This window comes from Pseudoalteromonas sp. SG44-5 (assembly GCF_014164175.1).
In the GTDB taxonomy this organism is placed as follows: Bacteria; Pseudomonadota; Gammaproteobacteria; order Enterobacterales; family Alteromonadaceae; genus Pseudoalteromonas; species Pseudoalteromonas nigrifaciens.
The window spans coordinates 172,832-191,796 of the sequence record NZ_JACJES010000002.1 but is presented as its reverse complement, the minus strand read 5'-3'; the positions used below and the strand labels follow the sequence as shown (position 1 = coordinate 191,796).

The following is an 18,965-nucleotide window of genomic DNA, read 5'->3' as shown; positions in this document are numbered from 1 at the left end:
GTTAGTTGCTTTAATTTAGAACTTAAAGCTCATACCCAAGAATAAGCGTGGGCCGTAGTCATTCACTTCACCTAAGTTCCCCTCAACAAAGAAGTCTTGTGATTTAGGTGCACTAAATAAGTTAATTGCCTCTGCTTTAATTCTAATGTGCTCATTAATTTTATAAGATGCGCGCATTTCCCACACCCCTACCCCGTCTACATAACGTAAGCGAGTACCATTAGATGTGTAAGGTTGGAAGTATTCGCTACGGTATTTGTAAATAACCGCGGTATCAAATCCACCAATTTGGTAGTACAACTGGCTACTAAATACATGCTTAGAGAAGCCAGGTACTGAAGCTGGTGGAATAATACCTGCTTGCAGTTGAGTTGAATTTCCATCTACATCAGTTTCATACGTGTCGCCGTATAAACTATCTTGGAACTCAAAATCAGTGTCGGCAAAGTTATAACCAAACTTCATACCAATTCCGTTATCCCAGCGATATGAAAATGAGGCTTCAAGGCCTAATATTTCGCTATCTTCGTCAGAGGTAACAGAGTTAGTAATGGGTAAAGATACTGTTTCACCGCCCACAATAAAGTCTTCAATAACTGTTTGCTGTTGAAAACCGCCTTGGAACTGTTTGTAGTAAAGGCTTAACGCAAAAATCGAGTCTTCATTTGGGTACCATTCAAAAGCGGCATCGTAGTTCCACGACATAAGTGGTTGAGTATTTGGGTTACCAGAACCATTTACGCCTACTAGTAAATCACTAATTGATGTTGCAGTACCTTCTTTATCTTCTTCAAATGTACGGCTGTAACCTAAATTTGATGGATCAGCACGCGACATACCACGGTATATACCCGCGCGAAGTAAAATATCTTCACTGTAATCAATAACTAAGTTAAAGCTTGGTAAGTATTTAGTGTAATCACCACCACTTTGTATTCTATCTAATGAGCCTGAACTTGATTCAACAAGAGAAAGCACACCTGTGTCACTAGTTACTATATCAAAGCTATTTCTAAAACCAATCGACGTAACTTCTGTATCTACAATACGAAGACCAAAGTTACCGCGAATAAACTTACCAAACATTTCAGTATCATAATTAGCCATTAAATATACTGATGTTGTTTTTTCGGTTACATCTATTGTACCTGTATTTTCGTACTCAACATCGGGGTAAGCAAACTGCCCGTCTACGTTAGAGCCGGCAACTGCTTGAGAAAAACAAACGTTATCGTAGGTTGCCCATGATGAGCCTGTACCACTGCCTATTGCATTACCATCAGCATCTATATTGGTTACAATATTGCCATCAGATACGCCTGATAAAAAACCTGATTCAGGGAAGTCAATTTGACATCCTTGTAGCACATTAAGCGCATCTGTGCCTGAATCTAACGTAAATTCGTTTCTTGAACCATTACCTTGGCTGCCACCAAATTGCACAAAGCTCAATTCAGATGTTCTAATGCCGCCCTTAATACTAGTAAAAACATTACCCTCGAGTAAGTAATCAAAATCTAGTCGAGCTGACATAACTTCGTTCTCACGAACGTTTTCACGATCTAAACGTGTTCTTAAGCTATCTGTAAAGTTTGAAATATCGGTAACATCAAAGTCTGTTAACGTAAAGTGAGGTATTTCTGTGCCCATATCCCAGGTAAAGAATTTTTGGCTTGAAGTCCTACCGCGGTTAGATATTTGCAGCTCTTCTCGTTCAGTTTTTGAATAGGCTAAATCTAAGTCAACTGTTAATCTATCGGTAACAGTATGTTCAATGTTTATGCCGTAGCCTTGGTAGTTTTCTTCACGAGAAAATTGCTCACCCGCCGACTCTATGCGCTCTTCACCTTCCCAATGCAAAATACCACCTACATCATTGGTAACCAATGTAGGGCCTGTTATACCTGGTGTAGCACGTTTTTGTAAAAAGATTAGATCGTGACGCGCTTCTTGTTGTGTTCTATCTGATATTTGCGTATCAATGTTAATATCCCACGCAGCTGATGGCTGGTACTGTAATGCAAAAAACACCGCATCACGCTCATCAGACGTTTCGTTTTGACGAAAGCTGCGGCTACTGCCAGTCCAAGCATATGGAGTACCGTCACTTTCTGCTTTACCAGTTTGCGAGTCTATTTTGGTTTGATAACCTTGGTTTTTTAATTCATCGCCCGCTACTTGGTCTTCACAGTCGCCAGCTTTACTGCGATAAAATCCCTCATTGGTATTGTTAGGATCGTTTATACAAGCCCATAATGATGAACCCGATGGGCTAGAGCTTCTATATTCAGCTTCTGGTTGGCTAATATCTTGGCGCTGTACACCAAACGACACACCAACGGCTTGGCCATTGTCAAATTCAAACTGATCTACATAACTAAACGTACCGCGATAGCCCATATCACTTTGTAGTGAGTTATCTACGTTACCTTCATCTGGGTTGTAATTTAATTTAACTTCGCCAGATATACTTTGCTTACCAAAGTCGAGCGGAGTAATGGTTTCAAGTGCAATTACACCTGCTACCCCACCTTCTATCATTGATGCGTCTTGGGTTTTATATATGGCTACTTTTTTAACCAGCTCAGATGGAAACTGTGAAAAGTTAACTGAGCGATCACCACTACCATTAGTCGCTTCACGGCCATTAATATGTGTTGCACTTAAGAAAGGACCAAGACCACGAATAGTTATTTCTGTTGCACCGCCATTTTCACGATGAGAGGCAGCGCCAGTAATAGATTCAAGTGCTTCACCGATAGATAACGCCGGTAAATCACCAATGTCTTCTGATGAAAGGCCATCGACCACAGTAGTTGATTCGCGTTTAATTGCTATTTGGTCTTGTATAGTTCTACGAGTACCTGTAACACTAATAACTTCAACGTCTTCTTTTGCTTGAGTATTTTCAACGGCTTCCTGTCCATTTGCGGAAAAAACAAATGAGCCTAATACACCTGTAATAACGCTGTTTTTAATTAATTTAGCTACTGGGCTAAGTTTAAATCGATTACGAACTTGTTTGTACGCTTCAACATTATTTATATGTTTTTTGTTCAACGCCATTACAAATTCTCCTTTCTAGTTGTGTGTGAAGTGTGTTGCTAGCCGTTTATTTGTGTAAATGAACTAAGGCAGCTATTTTTTTGTTAAAGGACTTTTATTACTGCGTTTATTATTAGGTGTGGTTTTTTCTTTAACGCTGAAAATTTGTAAATCAATTTTTCACGCTACAAACCCACTTACATTACCAAATAAAAACCTATACATTACCAATTTGTATAAATAAAACCCTACGCTGTTAACCAGCTTGGTCATATAACCATAATAAAATAACTTTTGCCACTAAAAACAATCAAAAAAAGAACAATTAATTCACAAAAGGATAACGAAACAAGCGTAAAACGCCCACAAACAACTTACCAGTAACGGTTTCTTGTTATTACCAATTTATTACCCTGTATTGGTATTTACTTGAGGCTATTAATTTAAGTAAGGCTTTTAAGTGTGATTTATTAAGGTATGAGTAATTAAGGAGTAATAAGGAGGAGCAAAAAATAAAATTAACGCGAGTTTAACCTCTAATGGGCTCGATAACTGCTTATGCGTTATTTTAGCCTTACACCCATGTAAGAGCCGAGTAAGTCGACTCAAGTAAACTTGGGGTAATGCGCGCTACCTACATCTATGTGGGTAACGCACAAAAGAGCAACCAAATAGCGTGTATTGGCCTTAACACATCGCTACACGTTTTATATACACTAATATTTAGCATTACTGTTATAAACAGTGCTATTAAAATATTCAGCTGGCGCTATAGAGCCTAAAACAACAGGCACTCGCTGGTGCAAGTTAGTCGGGGCTATATCTAATATTCGGGCCCCTTTTGAAGTGGCTTTACCGCCGGCATTTTCTACTAATAAGGCTAATGGGTTTGCTTCATAGAGGAGTCTTATTTTTCCATTTTCATTACCAGCGCGGTTATCTTGTGGATATAAAAATAACCCGCCACGGCATAAAATACGATGTACATCTCCCACCATAGCAGCGTTCCAACGCACTGAGCTTTTATCAAAGCTTTTACATGTATACAGCAACTTATCAAAATATACCTGTGTAGGCTCATCCCAATAACGGTAGTTAGCCATATTTACGGCAAACTCACTGCTTTGCTCTGGCACACTAAGCTGATTATTTGTTAGTAAGTAACCGCCGTGTGTAGAGTCTAATGTATAACACCGTGTAGGGCCGCCAGTACTCATTACAAGTAATGACGAGGGGCCGTAAAGCACATAGCCCGCGCAAACTTGGTTTGCACCTAATTGGTTAAATTGCTCATCGCTATCGTAGGGCACATCATCTCGGGCTAAATAAATAGTAAAAATAGTGCCTATTTGGCCATTTACATCTATGTTAGAAGAGCCGTCAAGTGGGTCAAATGCCACTATAAACTTACCCTCTGGGTTGGCTCCTACCGCGTGGTCTTCTTCTTCTGACGCTACAGTTCTCACTGAGTTGTCGTCTAGCAAAATATCTTTAAGTAGTTGATTGGCTATTACATCAAGCTTTTTTTGCACTTCACCTTGAATGTTTTCATTTAAGGTTGAACCCAAAACACCGGCTAATTCACCTTGGCTTACTCTAAAAGCAATTTCTTTGCTGGTCGCTAAAATTGTGCGAATAAGTAAAATAAGGTCGGTTTGTACGCCATCTTCTTTTAATACTGTATTTAGTCTTTTCATGCGCTATACCTATTTACACAATTTAGATCGTTAAAACACTGAACAAGCCTTGCAACCATACTCTGCTCTGAATGGCGAAGCCATACGCGTGGATCATAGTATTTTTTATTGGGTTTATCGTCCCCATCTGGGTTACCAATTTGACCTTGTAAGTACGCTTGATTGCTAGTGTAATAATCTAAAATACCGGTCCAACACGCCCATTGGGTGTCGGTATCAATATTCATTTTAACTACGCCATAGGTTAAAGACTCAACAATTTTGTCGTACTCTGAGCCACTACCACCATGAAATACAAAGTTAATTGAGTTAGGGGGTAAATTAAATTTATTTGATACGTAAGCTTGTGAGTCTTTTAAAATGGTTGGTGTAAGTACCACGTTACCCGGCTTATAAACACCATGAACGTTGCCAAAAGACGCCGCAATAATAAAGTTAGGGCTTATTTTGCTTAATCGTTCATACGCGTAAGCAACATCTTCAGGTTGCGTATACAGTGCAGAACTGTCTAGGTGAGAGTTATCAACACCATCTTCTTCGCCACCGGTACAACCAAGTTCAATTTCAAGCGTCATCCCTATTTTGCTCATGCGCGCTAAATAACGCGCACATATCTCGATATTTTCTTCTAAAGGTTCTTCAGATAAATCTATCATATGCGAGCTAAAAAGTGGTTTGCCCGTTAACTCAAAGTGCTGTTCACCTGCATCGAGCAAACCATCTATCCAAGGTAGTAACTTTTTAGCAGCGTGATCTGTATGTAGCATTACGGGGATTTCATAATGCGCCGCAACTGTATGTACATATTTAGCCGCACTAACTGCGCCAAGTACTGCAGATTGTTGCTCTGGTAATACCAAACTTTTACCACAAAAAAATTGTGCGCCGCCATTAGAAAGCTGAATAATAACAGGCGAGTTCATTTTTTTTGCAGCTTCAAGCGTTGCATTAATAGACGTTGTACTAACAACATTTACCGCAGGTAAAGCATACTGATTAGCACGTGCATGTTCGTATACAATTCTTACATCGTCGCCAACTACTACACCTGGCAATATTGTCGGGGCTAAATCTTTCATTGTTTGTTCCTTACTACTTTAATGCTTGAATACACGAGTCAGTAATTGCTTGCCAGTTTTCTTGTGCAACCCACTCTTTATTTGCGATCCAAGTACCACCCACAGCAAATACATTATTTAAAGATAAGTAATCCATTTTATTTTGCTCGCTTACGCCACCTGTAGGACAAAAGCTAGCGGCTCTAAATACTGACGATACAGCCGATACGAATGGTGCACCACCAGCGAGCGATGCAGGGAATAATTTTTGCTCTTCAAAACCGTACTCAAGCGCCATTAAAATGTCACCCGTGTTAGACACACCAGGAAGTACCGGCACATTGCATTTTGTTAGCGCGGCTAATAATTGCGGAGACACTGCTGGCGTAACAATAAAGTCGGCACCTGCTGCAAGTGCTTGCTCTAAAATGTCAGTATTTATTACTGTACCAGCACCTACTTTAAGCGCTGGCACCTGCTCTTTAATAGCTTTTAATGCATCTAACGATGCATCAGTTCTAAGTACGACTTCAACCAAAGTAAGGCCAGCATTGGCCATAGCTTGAGCTATTTTAACGCCTTGCTCTGGTGTGTCGGCTTGAATTATAGGCAATAATGTTTGCCCTGACATAAGTTCAGAAAAGCGAATCATAACCTTGTTCCTTTATTAAAGATAATGCGGCCGAACTGATGCGGCCTTTAAATTTAGTTAAATACCGGCTTCAGCCATTGCTAACTGAAATATATCTTTTGGCACAATAGCCCCGGGTTGTTGTATAACTGCACCGGCGGCTTTTGCAGCAAGTTGTACTGCGTTTTCAATAGTTAGCCCCGATAAACGCGCACCTAAATATACACCGTTAAAAGCATCACCCGCGGAGGTTGTATCAACAACATTTTTAACCGGTATAATAGTATGGCTTTGAAGCGTATTGTCGTGTTTTGTCACAACTGATGCTGGACCATTTTTAACAACAATTTCTTCAATTTTATATTTTTGTAAGTATTCAATAACCGCATCTACGCTATGCACATTATAAAGCGTGGTTAAATCTTCAACGCCTGGCAGGGTAATGTCTGCAACAGAAAACGCTAAATGATACTGCGCTTTCGTCTCCTCTGTGTTTTTCCATAAACGCGCTCTGTAATTGGGATCAAACACTATTTTTACTCCGGCATTTTTGAGCTGCGTTACAATTTGCCAAAAGCGCTCACGCGCTCCTTCTTCTATTACAGCGAGTGAAATACCCGAAAAGAAAAACATATCACCTTGTGAAAGTTGCTCAACAAGATCGGGAGTTAAAAAATCAACAATCTTTTTAGCGGCAGCATCACTGCGCCAATAAATAAAGCTACGCTCGCCATGCTCATCCGTTTCTATGTAATACATGCCCGGTACTTTGGTATCGTGAGCAAATACAAACTGAGTGTCTAACTGTTCGCTTTCAAAGCGTTCAAGCATTTTTTTACTTAAGTTATCTTGGCCTAAAGCGGTTACAACAGAGGTCGAAATTTGCGCAAAGCTACGCTTTAAATAAACGGCAGAATTATAAACATCACCTGCAAATGATTGGTGCAGTGTTGCCTCACTCATAGCTCTAAGCTCGACCATGCATTCACCAAGAAAGTAAATATTTTTCATTTTGGAAGTTATCCTATGTAGTTAACTGCTATGCGCTTTATAAAACACAGTGGCATAGCAGTTAGTATCGAGATTATTGAGGCTTTTTAAGAGGTTCTATTTTTGGAATAAGGATCCAAACAGCAGCCATTGCAATAATTGCTAATGAGGCACCAATAATAAATGCTGGCGCATAATTACCATCGGCAGTAAGTATAGGAACCAAAGATGTAAGGCCTACAGCACCTAACTTTGCCGCCATACCAGAGAAACCTGATAGTGTGCCCACAGCCTTTTTACCCAGTAAGTCACTCGGTAATGTTTGTACGTTACCAATGGCTGTTTGAAAACCAAATAAAATAACCGCCATAATAAGTACCGCTGTTACTGGGCCACCTGGGTTAGCCATTGCAAGCAGTGCCGGTAGCATAATTAAACAGCCCAATGTTATGGTAAGTTTACGTGTTTTATCGGTATTCCAACCAGATTTGAGCCTGTTTTGCGCTAACAAGCCACCAAACCATGCACCAAACATAGCACCAACATAAGGCACCCATCCGTATATACCAATAGATTTAACATCCATGCCATACACTTCGTTTAGATAAATAGGGATCCAAAAAACAAACAGCCACCAAATAGGATCAATCGCTGCAGAGGCAATAATTACGCCCCAACTTTGCTTACGACACAACAGCTCTGCGGTAGAAGGGTTGTATTCTTCTTCCTCTTCGTCTGTTACATCGCCATTATCATCAACACGTCTTTGTCCCGTTAAAATGTACTCACGTTCTTGAGCTGTAAGCCAAGGGTGAGAGCTAGGCGGCGCTTTAACTAAAATTAACCACGGCACTAACCAAAGAAAACCTAAAACACCAATAGCAACAAACACCATTTGCCAGCTAAAGTAAATTGTTAAATAGGCAATTAAAGGGATGGCAATAATACCGCCAATTGCCGCGCCAGAATTAAAAATACCCTGTGCTAAAGCACGTTCTTTAGTCGGAAACCATTCAGCGTTACCTTTAGCAGCACCTGGCCAGTTACCTGCTTCGGCCACACCTAAAATAGCGCGGAAAAAGCTAAAACTAAGTACACCTTGAGCAAATGCATGTGCAATTGTTGCAAGCGACCAAACACCAATTGATAAAACAAAGCCGAGTCGTGTGCCTACCCAGTCAAATATTTTACCAAATATGGCTTGGCCAAAAGCATAAGAAAACACAAACACAATAGAGATATTAGCGTATATTTGTTTACGCTCTAACGCCGATTCATCCGGGAATAAATCCTCAACTATGTCTGGCCAAAGTACACTCAGTGCCTGGCGATCGATATAATTGATAATAGTGGCAAGCGCAATTAGCGCGATAACCCACCAACGTAAGCCTTTAAGTTGCATAATTATTCCTCAATAAAGTCTTCACGAGCTGGGCTAAAGGTATCAATTAAAATACCACCCGTTGGGCAGGTTGCGCCATGATCAGCAAAAGGAGGTATTAAACAACTATCACCGGGCTTTAATATTTTAGTCACGCCATCAATATTAAAATGAAATTCACCTTCAACAACATAAGTAACTTGGGAGTGCCTATGCGCATGGTTATAGCCAATAGCCCCTTTTTCGAACCAAATTTTAACGGCCATGAGTTCTTCGTTATAACCCAGCATTTGACGCTTTAAGCCATTACCTAAGTCTTCAATTTCAGTTTCGTTGCCAAATGAAAAGTGTGCACTTTGCTTTTGCATCCTGTTTACTCCTGGTTATTGTTCATCGCATAAACGCCCAGTCGGCTATTTAAGGTGAATACTTTATTTTGAAATTTAAATGTATTTTTTATTGTGTTTTGAGCTTTATTTATAGCCACTAAATACGATTTACCTTTAATACTCAGTTGTACAAGTACTAAGTCATCTTGCTCGGTGAATTTAAGTGCCGACACTCGACTAACCGCTTCTAATGTATATTCTTTACTTGGGTTGTATTCACCATGGGGTTCTAATACCGATATAAACGTATGCTGCTTTTGCGCGTTTACACGGCGAATAAAACCGTTTTCATTGCGTAAATTAAATTGCGGATCGTTTGCACCAATTTGAGTAAACAAAAACGTCTCGTCACCCTTCACCAAACTGGTTTGCGTATAAAAGCGACCGTTATCGTTAAGCCAAGTTACTTTAGCTAAGCCACTTTGTGGTTGTGCCTGCCCTTTTAGCCATAAGTGCTGATAACCATTTTTAGACCCAAGTGCAGCAAGCTGAGTTGTACTGGCTTTTAATTCAAAGCTGGTATCAATAAGCTGACCTTTGTAATGCAGTGGTAAATCAAATTGATGCGCGTTATCGGCAGCAACATTAAATACATCCAGTGCAATGCTGCTTTCAAGCTCTGGTAAATTAATTAATGCCAAGGTGCGCTCAAGTTCAACACCTTTGTACGCGGTGCTTATTTCACCACTTGATACTGTGCCAAACTCATTGGTTTCAAAAAAGTTTAGTGTAGGATGGTTGTTATTACCCACATCTACATTGGCATTAAAGTGTGTGGTTTCGTCAACCACAACAGTATTGTGTGCAACCGTATGCTTGGCATAGGTTTCGTTTTCAGGTAAGTAGCGCCCGCCGTATTTGGCCTCTACATTTAAAAAACGAGCGGCGCCATAATCAGATACAATTTCGTTACCGTGGTCATAAAACTGCCACGTTAACTTATCAAAATGACCGTGGCCTAAACCTTGTGCTGCTGGCTTAAACAATAAAGCCTGATCGCCCCCTACTTGGATACGCATAACCACTAAAGCACCTTGCTTACCGTCATTACCATCACCAAAAGCAACCGATTTAAACGAATAAGGTTTTGCCATATCGCTATCGAGTGCTTGTGCTACTTTTAAGCCATCGCCAGAGAGAATTATTTGCTCTTGTTGTTTAGCAATATCTAAATAACCCGCGTCGTTTGTTAAGCCATAAGCAGTAGTAACACCATGCACCAGCTCAATGGTATCTATACCTTTGCTTTTTATTGCATCGTTAATTGGGAAAAACAAACCGTTGTAGCTAAGTTGAATAGTGGTATCAATCGCTTTTAATAAAATACCATCGCGGTATTCAAATATTTTTCTTTGTGGTTCGTTGTTTTCAATTGCCTTCGCAAACGTTACAAACGGCAGTAGTGCAAAGCGTTGATAGTAAGGACCTTCGTTGTAGTAACCTTGTGGCGAAAACAGCATTTCTAACTGCTTAATAAAGCCGCCTTTACCCGACTTTTCTAAATCGTATAATGACTTTTTTACCCACTCTGGCTCACCCAGCACATAACCTGCCATACCTACACCCGCAGTTGCCCACGTACCATGGTTATGTACTTTATTAAATGTTGATGGTTGGCCTACCGATGTAAATAATGAAACCGGGCGTAATAAATCGTTCTCTATTGTTTTAATGTTTGCAGCATTTAACGAATCATAAACGAGATCGTATGCTTGTATTGTGTACACAAGCCACATTGCTTCGTTAAGGCTTTGCCAAAAAAACTTACCAGGGTTTTGAGAGTCAACCTTACGCTGTGGGTGTACATCCAAGGTTGGATATAATTTAGCGTAATCAAGTAGCATATCGCGCACATAATTGGCGTATTTATCGTCTTGGCTTAGCTGATAAATAATGCCAGCGTTGTACATAAGTTGGTAATTTTTTTTATGGCGTTCGTGTGTATAACCGCCACCACCATCTTTAGGGACAGGTACTGTAATAGGGTGTGCTATTTGCTCATCTACTTGCGCTTTTAACAGCTCAAACGCAGTGGCAAACTTGCCACTGCTATTACTGCTAATTGCTTGGCGCATGTGCTTAACATCATCTGTAGTAATTACCAAGTTTGGGTGCGCGGCATGCGCACCCAATGATAAAAACAAGGCAGATACCGCTATAGCAACTGTTTTAAAACGTGTTTGGCATTTTAATAAATACATAATATTAATCTGCCTTATTATTTAAAACGTTATTATTTTTTAACACCGCTGTGTGAGGGCCATTAACTATTAGCTCTTTAACATTAGGTGTTTTTGTGGCATTAAATGTATTGTTTGAAATCTCAGTTTTTGGCTCCCCTACCGTATGCTCAACAACAATTGGGGCCGATTTAACAAATTCATTTTCTTTAATATTTGTTACCTGAACACCATGCACATAAATGCTTGCTTGTGCTTTATTACGCGCCCCAAAACCAACATTATTAAGCGTGTTATTAATCACTTCTAAATGAGGGCCAAATGTACTTTCGTCTGTACCACCTCGATAAAGCTTAATTAGGCTGCCTTCTACATCATTAAAGGTATTGTTATTAACCGTTACGTATTCAGCGTTATAAACACCTAAATCTTCAATTTCAGTATTTAAGCGTAAAATATCCCCTGTCACATTTGTAAAGCTATTACCTGTTAGAATAATTTCATCAGCCATAGCGCCTTTTCCGGTAACAAAAAAGTGGAATGAATGGTTAATATCTAAAGCAATTAATTTTGAATTGGTCATTACAAAGCGATAGTTATCAAGCATGCCCCACTTTTGCGTACGCACAATGCTATTATCAATAGCATCTGGTGCATATTCACCAGAAATAAGTAGCCCTTCTAGTTTTAAGTTACCGCCATCGTGTATTTCAAATAAGGTAGAGCGTTGAAAGGTAAGTTTTGATTTACCGCTTTGCTTCGCTTTAATGGTCAAGGTTTTATTAATTTCAACAAGCTTAGACACATCATATTGCCCTGGTGCAAGTTCAAGCACATCACCCGACTGTGCATTATCAATAGCATTTAATAACGCACTAGCACTGGCTTTAACAACATGCGTTTTACCTGAGTCAAACTCAACTATTGCTGGTACTTTTGCATACCAACTAACACCGGTGTCTTCTTTTTTAAGTACTTTTAGGTCGCGCTTTGCACCCACATTTACACTTTTAGATGAAGGGTAAAGTAAGCCGTTACTTGCTTTTTCAAGTGTAATACTTTGCTGTTTTACACCATATTCAAGCTCAGAGAGCACTTTAGTATTTGCTATATTGTTACTTAATACTAACCCGCTAACATCATCAAATGTCGAAAATGGTTGCTTAGCGTCTTGATTAATAATTAAATTATTGTTCATTACACTATTTTTTGGTGCAGCACTGCGCTCAGCATCGCTACCTGCAGCAAGTTGAATATGACTAACATTTACAAATGTATTGTTTTCAATTGTTGCGTTTTCAACTTGGTGATAACGATTAATAGATGAGTTTGGCACACCGTTCATAACCGTAAAACCACTACCAAAACGATAGCCGGTTAACCCTTGTAGGTAGTTATTTCTAATAATTTGATCTTTATTAATAACGCGAATGCCACCTGTGTGGTCAACACCATTACCAATAAAAATGTTTTCCTCTACAATATTACCGTTACCATGGCGCAGTGTTAATGTGCCACGCGACTCGTAAAATACGTTATTACGAACAATGTTTTTACCGGCTTTAATAGAAACCGTTTCTACTTCACCATTGGTGCGGTCAAAGTAGTTGTTCTCTACTAATGTGTGCGAATCAGTTAATGAATGATGGCTGGTGCCAACTCGTAGGGTTTCACCACCGTTTGAGCCAAAAGTAGGACGATAACCAAAATAGTTGTTATCTATACGGTGGTAATTTTTTTGGCTTTGCACTGAGTTTAAACGAACTGCAACGGTAACCCCTTTGTTTCGTTTACCCACTAAATGGCTATGATCAAAGCGGTTATGTTGTCCATATAAAGCAACCCAGTAATCTGACTCGCGCTTATCTGGATTACTATAATTATCGATCACTATTTGAGTTACGCGTGAATGGTAGGCTAATTCACTTTTATTTCGACGAAATTCTATTACCGCTGAGCTTGGTGTGTAGCCATCTTTAAATACTAAGCCTGAAACCTCTAAGTATTTACCTGCAAGGCGAAGGTTAGATTGACCAGATAAAATTACTTGACCTTTAGTTTCCGCGGTTAATAAAATTGGGGCGGCTTTACTTCCTTGGCCTGAAAACAAAATTTCGAAATCATTCCAAGTACCATTTTTTAATATTACTTTATCGCCTGCTACTAAATCGGCTGAGATGCTATTAAAGGCTTGTTTATTCTCTACAAAATAATCTTTGGCAGCTAATTGTGTCGATAAGCAACCAGTGAGAACTAGACTAAGCTTTATTATATTCATTAGACGCATAGTTAACTCTTTTTTATTGTGATTTAAATTTAGGCTTTATGAATGTTGAACAACGGTTTTTGTATAAAGCAGTCAATCTAATCAATCGATAATATTGTGTGTTGCGGCGTTTAAACGCTAATTTAAACGCCATTTTGTATTACTTATTTAATTGCTTAAAGTAATCAAAAATTTCTGGTACGTTGCCCTGTCCCATACCCGCATCAAATGCAGCTTGTAGGTTAGCAGAAGAACCTTCGGCAATTTTTGACTCTGTGCCTAAGTCTTCAACCATTTGCAGGAAGTAACCTAAATCTTTGTTTGCATTAGCAATAGAAAAACCAAGATCGCTTACATTATCAACGGCGTAGTTTTTACAAAATTGCATAAATGGAGAGTTTGATGGACCTGTAGACATAATGTCGAAAAGTTGTTGGCGGTCTACACCAGCACGATCAGCCACTGCAAATGCTTGTGACATTGCACATACTGTTGTCATACCCATAAAGTTATTAATTAACTTAGTAGTATGCCCTGCACCTAGCTCACCTAAGTGAAACACGTTTTCGCCTTGATCTTCTAACACTGGCTTAACTTTATTAAATGTATCAATATCGCCCGCAGCCATAATATTTAATAGACCATCTTTAGCGTGTGCAGGTGTACGACCTAATGGTGCGTCAATCATACCTGCGCCTTTAGCAGCTAAATCTGCACCAATTTTTTTAGTAGATGATGGAATAGATGTACCAAAATCAACTAATACTGCGCCTTCTTTAATACCGGCTAAAATGCCATCTTCGGCGTAAACAATTTTTTCAACAACAGCAGATGTTGTAAGACAAAACATAACAATGTCTGACCCTGCAGCAAGCTCTTTTGCTGTGCTTGCTGTTTTTGCGCCTCTAGAAACACACGCTGCAACCGCCTCTTTGTTAAGATCCATAACAATAAGATCGTAGCCTTTGTTTTGTAAATTCTCGGCCATGTTGCCGCCCATTAAGCCAAGGCCAATAAAACCAATAGTAGGTTTTGACATAAAAAAACTCCCAATAATTGTGACGTATACTTATAGTCGAATTATTTATACACCTGATAAGCACACTTTATTTAAATTTAAATTCATTAAAATTATTCACCAAAAAGCTTTGGTTGTCATAACCAAATTAAGTATCCAATTTTAATCAACCTGAATAATTTAGCTTAATAAACAATCTAATTTTAATTTAGAACTGCTCTTCTCTACATTGATAAAGCGTTACATTAGTAAAGAATTACCCTTGAGAATGTAAACACCGTATTACCAACCACTTTAATTGTCAACCAATATAATTTACCAAGCAACAACAAAGTAAGATTTAAAACATACTCTTCATCTAAAAATAAAGTTATTAATATGACGAAAAAACAACCGCAGAAGGCAAGCCATTGATTTTAAGTAACTTATATTTATTGCGCACCTACCCAACCTAGTGCACCCAAAAATGAAAATTGGTAATAACATTGTGAATTTAATTTAAAGCTTTTTGCTTTGTTACTAAAAAGCTGCAGGCGTAATTGATGGCTCAACTTATTTCAAGACAATAAAAAGGGGGAATTTATGATTTAAGGAACTAATATTAATTAAATTTAACAAAGCTCTCAGAAAAGCTATGCAGGGTAGATGCGCTTTCTTACAGATATAATAAACCTAAATTTAATTTAATAAGAAATGAAAACAATGACTTAAACTAACTATACCTAAGCAACCATGAAAGCCACGGTATTGTTTTTATAGGATAAAGCTATATTGCCAAGCGTTTGATTATTGAAGCTATAAATTGCTAATTTAAAAATATAAGCTAAGTAGGGGTTACAAAGCGAAGTATTGCTTATCATTTTATACTGAATGCTATTGCTAGGTATTAGGTATTAGGTGCTATGGCGGGTATTCTGATTTATTCACTAAAAAAGTAAGTCATACTTTAACATTACAAATGTTAAAGTTAAACGCTTTGGCTGTTGTTTAAATCAATGTTAGATTAATTGGTTACTTATAAAAAATGAAACCGCTAGAAATACATCTAAACGGTTTCATTGGTTAAATTATATTAAAGTAAGTGTATTAACCAAATACCTTCATACGTTCTTCAACCGGTTTAAACTCCTTGTCGCCTGCTGGCTGATCGATAGCGCCAAATACCATTTGTGCATTCAATTCCCAGTCTGCAGCTATGTTCCACTCATCTGCAACTTTTTGATCGATAACTGGATTATAATGTTGCAGGTTGGCACCAATGTCTAAGCTAGCCAATGCTGTCCAAATCGCATACTGATGCATAGCGCTGCTTTGTTGCGCCCAAATTGGAAATTTGTCAGCATACAAAGGTGCAGCTTCTTGCATGTTTCTTACTACGGCTTTGTCCTCGAAGAACAATACCGTACCTGCACCGGCTCTAAAGCCTGCAATTTTATTTTTAGTACCTTGAAATTTTTCGTCGTCACCAACGATAACTCTAAGCGTTTCTTCAGTAATGTCCCACAGTTTGTGATGCTCATCACCAAACAAAACGACGATACGTGCCGACTGAGAGTTAAAAGCTGATGGCGTATGCAAAACTGCGTGCTCAACAAGCTTAACTACTTCTTCGTTAGAAACTGGCAACTGATCGCTTAGAGCATAGATAGAGCGACGCTTCTGTGCTAATTGTTGTAAATCTTTTAAGTTTGACATTATTATCTCCTGTGGTTGTTCAAATATTTAAGTAATTAAAAACTAATCTATTTACAGTTACTTACCTAAAAGTAACCAAAAACCGAGCACTAACAATAAATAATTCATTATCTTTAAAAATAACACTTTATCCAGTACTTCATTAATTTTTACCCCTAACCAATTACCTACAAATGCCAGTGGGAAAAAGGCCAGTGCAGTTAAAATTGTCTCACCTGTTAACAAGCCGAACGATAAAGCTGCAATAAGTTTTATTACATTCATCATTGCGAAAAATATCGCCGCGGTAGCAACAAACTTACCCGGAGTAAGCCCTATCGCTGTGAAATAAATAATAATGGGTGGCCCACCCGCATGCACTAAACTGCTGGTAATACCGGAGAACATGGACATTATCCCCGCGCCAATTTTATTACTGAGAATTTTAAGCGAGCTTTTTTTAAAGAAAATATTTTTAATTGAAAAAACAATACATATTAAGGCGATTATCAAGCGTAAGTGCTTTGCATTAATAACGTCTATAATTAAATAAGCAATGAGCACACCTACTATTGCCCCAGGAATTAGGGGCAGAAGTAGTTGATTGTCCCATTTTCGCCAGTAACTTCTTACGCTTAACATGTCGCCAATAATTAATAGTGGCAGCATCAGTGCAATGGCTTGCGCTGCTGGCAATTTTAGCATTAGCAGCGGCACGGCAAACACGCCTAGTGCCCCTGCAAACGCTGATTTTGAAACACCTATTAACACAACAACAGCTGCTATTAAAACAAGTGTTGTAATATCCATACTAGAAATCCGCCGGTAATTCAAACCATAAAGCTTCAAGTTCAGCTGTTGCTTCAAGGTTTAACTCTGTCGCGGGGTCAACCGCAAAGGCATCACCTGCAGCAAATTCTTTACCATCAACCATTACGCTACCTTTTACAATGTGCAGGTAACCAATTTGCTTACCCGAGGCCAGCATAAACGTTTGTTGCGCGTTTAAAACTAAGCGTGACAAGCTTGCATCTTGATTAATTGACAATGCATTTTCGCCGCCCTCTGGTGTAAGTAATGGCGTTAGTGGACCATTTTGCGCAATACTTTTTTGCTCATAACTTGGTTTAATTCCCATTTTATTGGGCTGTATCCAAATTTGTAAAAACTTAACTTGGTCAGTATTAGATGCATTATATTCTGAATGCATTACGCCACTGCCCGCACTCATACGTTGTACGTCGCCTGCCGGTACAGTGTGCTTATTGCCTTCACTGTCTTCATGCTTTAATGCGCCTTGCATAACATACGAAATAATTTCCATATCGCGGTGCCCGTGCGTCCCAAAACCTTTACCTGGCATAACCATGTCGTCGTTTATTACGCGCAGTGCTGAAACACCCATATGTTTTGGATCGTAGTAACTGCCAAAAGAAAAACTATGTTTGCTTTGCAACCAACCAAGATCGACCGAGCCGCGCTCTTGTGACTTTCTTATATATTTCATTATAAATTCCTTCATCTATTTCAATGAAGCCAGTTTACTACTGTGTTTATACGATTAAAATTAGCTGTTTTAGTATCAATCATTCTATTTAAAAGAATGTTTATTGTAATTCTTCACATTGGTATCTTAGTTCAGCTAAAAAAGCGCTGGCTGCTGGACCTAAGCTGTCGCCATCTTTAAAGATTAAATGCAACTGCATAGAGCGCTTGCTGTTATGTTGCAAAGGGAGTGTTTTGAGTTTGCCCTGTGCTAGTTCATTTTTAATAGAAGTTAAAGGTAGCCAAGCAAAACCTAAACCACTGCAGATCATATCAATAGAAGTGCGTAAATGACTCACCGTCCAGCGCTGGTTAGCACCTAACCAGCCTGCATCACTTTTACGATGCATACCTGAGTCGCGCACTACAATTTGACGATGACTTTTTAAATCCTCTGCGGTTAAATCTCTCCCCAAAGAATGTAATGTGTGATCTGGATTAGCAACTGCAATAAAGTCTATTTGGCAAAGTTGCTCACTAAAACCTTCTGTTAATGCAACCGGTGAAATAGCAATATCTACATCTGCATTTTCAATCAGTTCCCTTGCCCCACTCAGTACCGACTCCACCAACTCAATTTGCAGCATTGGGTATTGGGCAGAAACAGTATCAAGCACTTTATACAGCCTTGCTTGTGGAAACATTTCATCAACTGCAATTTTTAGGCTCCCTTCTGTGCCTTGACCAAGAGTATGTCCCACTATTTCCAGCTTAGCGGCTTCATCAAGCAAAAAGTTGGCGCGCTTAAGCATTAGCTCACCTGCTTGAGTCAAAACAGTTTTTCGCCCTTCAATTTCAAATAACTTAACATCGAGCGAGCTTTCTATTTTACCCACCGCATTATGAATACTTGACTGGCTTTTATGAATTCCTTGTGAGGCTTGATTAAAGCCACCAAATTGCACCACAGAGCGAAACATTCGCCATTGCTCTAGTGTGACTCTAAGCATGATTACCTCTTATTGCTTTATATTTTATTTTTGTTGTTAATTCTGCAGGCTATCTTCAGACAAGTTAAACTTGAGCAAAACCACACCTAGTTATGATGTATAAATAGATGTGGCTTTTATTCGGATCTCAGGTAATTAGCT

General features: G+C 39.0%; 14 protein-coding genes. All 14 read right to left on the bottom strand.

The genetic code is table 11. The features are described from left to right. Positions 1-15 precede the first annotated feature (15 nt). Complete coding sequence (locus H5079_RS03240) at positions 16-3,066, bottom strand: TonB-dependent receptor (protein WP_182683412.1); 3,051 nt, start codon at positions 3,064-3,066, stop codon at positions 16-18. A 695-nt stretch (positions 3,067-3,761) separates the two neighbouring features. Beyond that, positions 3,762-4,742 carry a class 1 fructose-bisphosphatase gene (locus tag H5079_RS03235; RefSeq protein WP_011328418.1) on the bottom strand — a complete coding sequence of 327 codons (981 nt, stop codon included), beginning with the start codon at positions 4,740-4,742 and terminating at the stop codon, positions 3,762-3,764. Next, positions 4,739-5,821, bottom strand: a complete 1,083-nt coding sequence (gene fbaA / locus H5079_RS03230) for a class II fructose-bisphosphate aldolase (RefSeq protein ID WP_182683411.1) — start codon at positions 5,819-5,821, stop codon at positions 4,739-4,741. The genes H5079_RS03235 and fbaA overlap by 4 nt, the downstream gene beginning before the upstream one ends. A gap of 13 nt (positions 5,822-5,834) precedes the next feature. After that, entirely contained in the window at positions 5,835-6,452 is a 618-nt protein-coding gene (eda, locus tag H5079_RS03225) for a bifunctional 4-hydroxy-2-oxoglutarate aldolase/2-dehydro-3-deoxy-phosphogluconate aldolase (RefSeq protein WP_182683410.1), read from the bottom strand. Positions 6,453-6,509: 57 nt separating this feature from the next. Continuing rightward, complete coding sequence (locus H5079_RS03220; protein WP_182683409.1) at positions 6,510-7,442, bottom strand: sugar kinase; 933 nt, start codon at positions 7,440-7,442, stop codon at positions 6,510-6,512. Positions 7,443-7,515: 73 nt separating this feature from the next. Beyond that, positions 7,516-8,823, bottom strand: coding sequence for an MFS transporter (locus H5079_RS03215; RefSeq protein WP_011328422.1), 1,308 nt, complete (start codon positions 8,821-8,823; stop codon positions 7,516-7,518). A 2-nt stretch (positions 8,824-8,825) separates the two neighbouring features. After that, a complete protein-coding gene (locus H5079_RS03210) occupies positions 8,826-9,170 on the bottom strand; it encodes a cupin domain-containing protein (RefSeq protein ID WP_011328423.1) in 345 nt (114 codons plus the stop codon). A 5-nt stretch (positions 9,171-9,175) separates the two neighbouring features. Next, positions 9,176-11,392 (bottom strand): heparinase II/III family protein, encoded by a 2,217-nt coding sequence (locus tag H5079_RS03205; RefSeq protein ID WP_182683408.1) that lies wholly within the window; start codon positions 11,390-11,392, stop codon positions 9,176-9,178. Positions 11,393-11,396: 4 nt separating this feature from the next. Next, positions 11,397-13,658: a chondroitinase-B domain-containing protein gene (locus H5079_RS03200; RefSeq protein ID WP_182683407.1), complete on the bottom strand. Its 2,262-nt coding sequence runs from the start codon at positions 13,656-13,658 to the stop codon at positions 11,397-11,399. Positions 13,659-13,797: 139 nt separating this feature from the next. Beyond that, on the bottom strand, positions 13,798-14,676 hold the full coding sequence (locus H5079_RS03195) for an NAD(P)-dependent oxidoreductase (RefSeq protein WP_182683406.1): 879 nt from the start codon (positions 14,674-14,676) through the stop codon (positions 13,798-13,800). Positions 14,677-15,741: 1,065 nt separating this feature from the next. After that, positions 15,742-16,350, bottom strand: a complete 609-nt coding sequence (locus tag H5079_RS03190; protein ID WP_011328427.1) for a nitroreductase family protein — start codon at positions 16,348-16,350, stop codon at positions 15,742-15,744. Between the two features lie 57 nt (positions 16,351-16,407). Then, on the bottom strand, positions 16,408-17,139 hold the full coding sequence (locus H5079_RS03185; protein WP_011328428.1) for a sulfite exporter TauE/SafE family protein: 732 nt from the start codon (positions 17,137-17,139) through the stop codon (positions 16,408-16,410). Between the two features lies 1 nt (position 17,140). Beyond that, positions 17,141-17,836 (bottom strand): pirin family protein, encoded by a 696-nt coding sequence (locus H5079_RS03180; protein WP_011328429.1) that lies wholly within the window; start codon positions 17,834-17,836, stop codon positions 17,141-17,143. A 100-nt stretch (positions 17,837-17,936) separates the two neighbouring features. Next, positions 17,937-18,824, bottom strand: coding sequence for a LysR family transcriptional regulator (locus tag H5079_RS03175; RefSeq protein ID WP_011328430.1), 888 nt, complete (start codon positions 18,822-18,824; stop codon positions 17,937-17,939). Positions 18,825-18,965: the final 141 nt, after the last annotated feature.

What these genes read in the sequence shown, in the direction of transcription:
- H5079_RS03205 (WP_182683408.1), bottom strand. Translation starts at nt 11,392, where the DNA reads ATGTATTTATTAAAATGCCAAACACGTTTTAAAACAGTTGCTATAGCG.
- H5079_RS03185 (WP_011328428.1), bottom strand. Translation starts at nt 17,139, where the DNA reads ATGGATATTACAACACTTGTTTTAATAGCAGCTGTTGTTGTGTTAATA.
- H5079_RS03190 (WP_011328427.1), bottom strand. Translation starts at nt 16,350, where the DNA reads ATGTCAAACTTAAAAGATTTACAACAATTAGCACAGAAGCGTCGCTCT.
- H5079_RS03235 (WP_011328418.1), bottom strand. Translation starts at nt 4,742, where the DNA reads ATGAAAAGACTAAATACAGTATTAAAAGAAGATGGCGTACAAACCGAC.
- H5079_RS03175 (WP_011328430.1), bottom strand. Translation starts at nt 18,824, where the DNA reads ATGCTTAGAGTCACACTAGAGCAATGGCGAATGTTTCGCTCTGTGGTG.
- H5079_RS03210 (WP_011328423.1), bottom strand. Translation starts at nt 9,170, where the DNA reads ATGCAAAAGCAAAGTGCACACTTTTCATTTGGCAACGAAACTGAAATT.
- H5079_RS03180 (WP_011328429.1), bottom strand. Translation starts at nt 17,836, where the DNA reads ATGAAATATATAAGAAAGTCACAAGAGCGCGGCTCGGTCGATCTTGGT.
- eda (WP_182683410.1), bottom strand. Translation starts at nt 6,452, where the DNA reads ATGATTCGCTTTTCTGAACTTATGTCAGGGCAAACATTATTGCCTATA.
- H5079_RS03240 (WP_182683412.1), bottom strand. Translation starts at nt 3,066, where the DNA reads ATGGCGTTGAACAAAAAACATATAAATAATGTTGAAGCGTACAAACAA.
- fbaA (WP_182683411.1), bottom strand. Translation starts at nt 5,821, where the DNA reads ATGAAAGATTTAGCCCCGACAATATTGCCAGGTGTAGTAGTTGGCGAC.
- H5079_RS03195 (WP_182683406.1), bottom strand. Translation starts at nt 14,676, where the DNA reads ATGTCAAAACCTACTATTGGTTTTATTGGCCTTGGCTTAATGGGCGGC.
- H5079_RS03200 (WP_182683407.1), bottom strand. Translation starts at nt 13,658, where the DNA reads ATGCGTCTAATGAATATAATAAAGCTTAGTCTAGTTCTCACTGGTTGC.
- H5079_RS03215 (WP_011328422.1), bottom strand. Translation starts at nt 8,823, where the DNA reads ATGCAACTTAAAGGCTTACGTTGGTGGGTTATCGCGCTAATTGCGCTT.
- H5079_RS03220 (WP_182683409.1), bottom strand. Translation starts at nt 7,442, where the DNA reads ATGAAAAATATTTACTTTCTTGGTGAATGCATGGTCGAGCTTAGAGCT.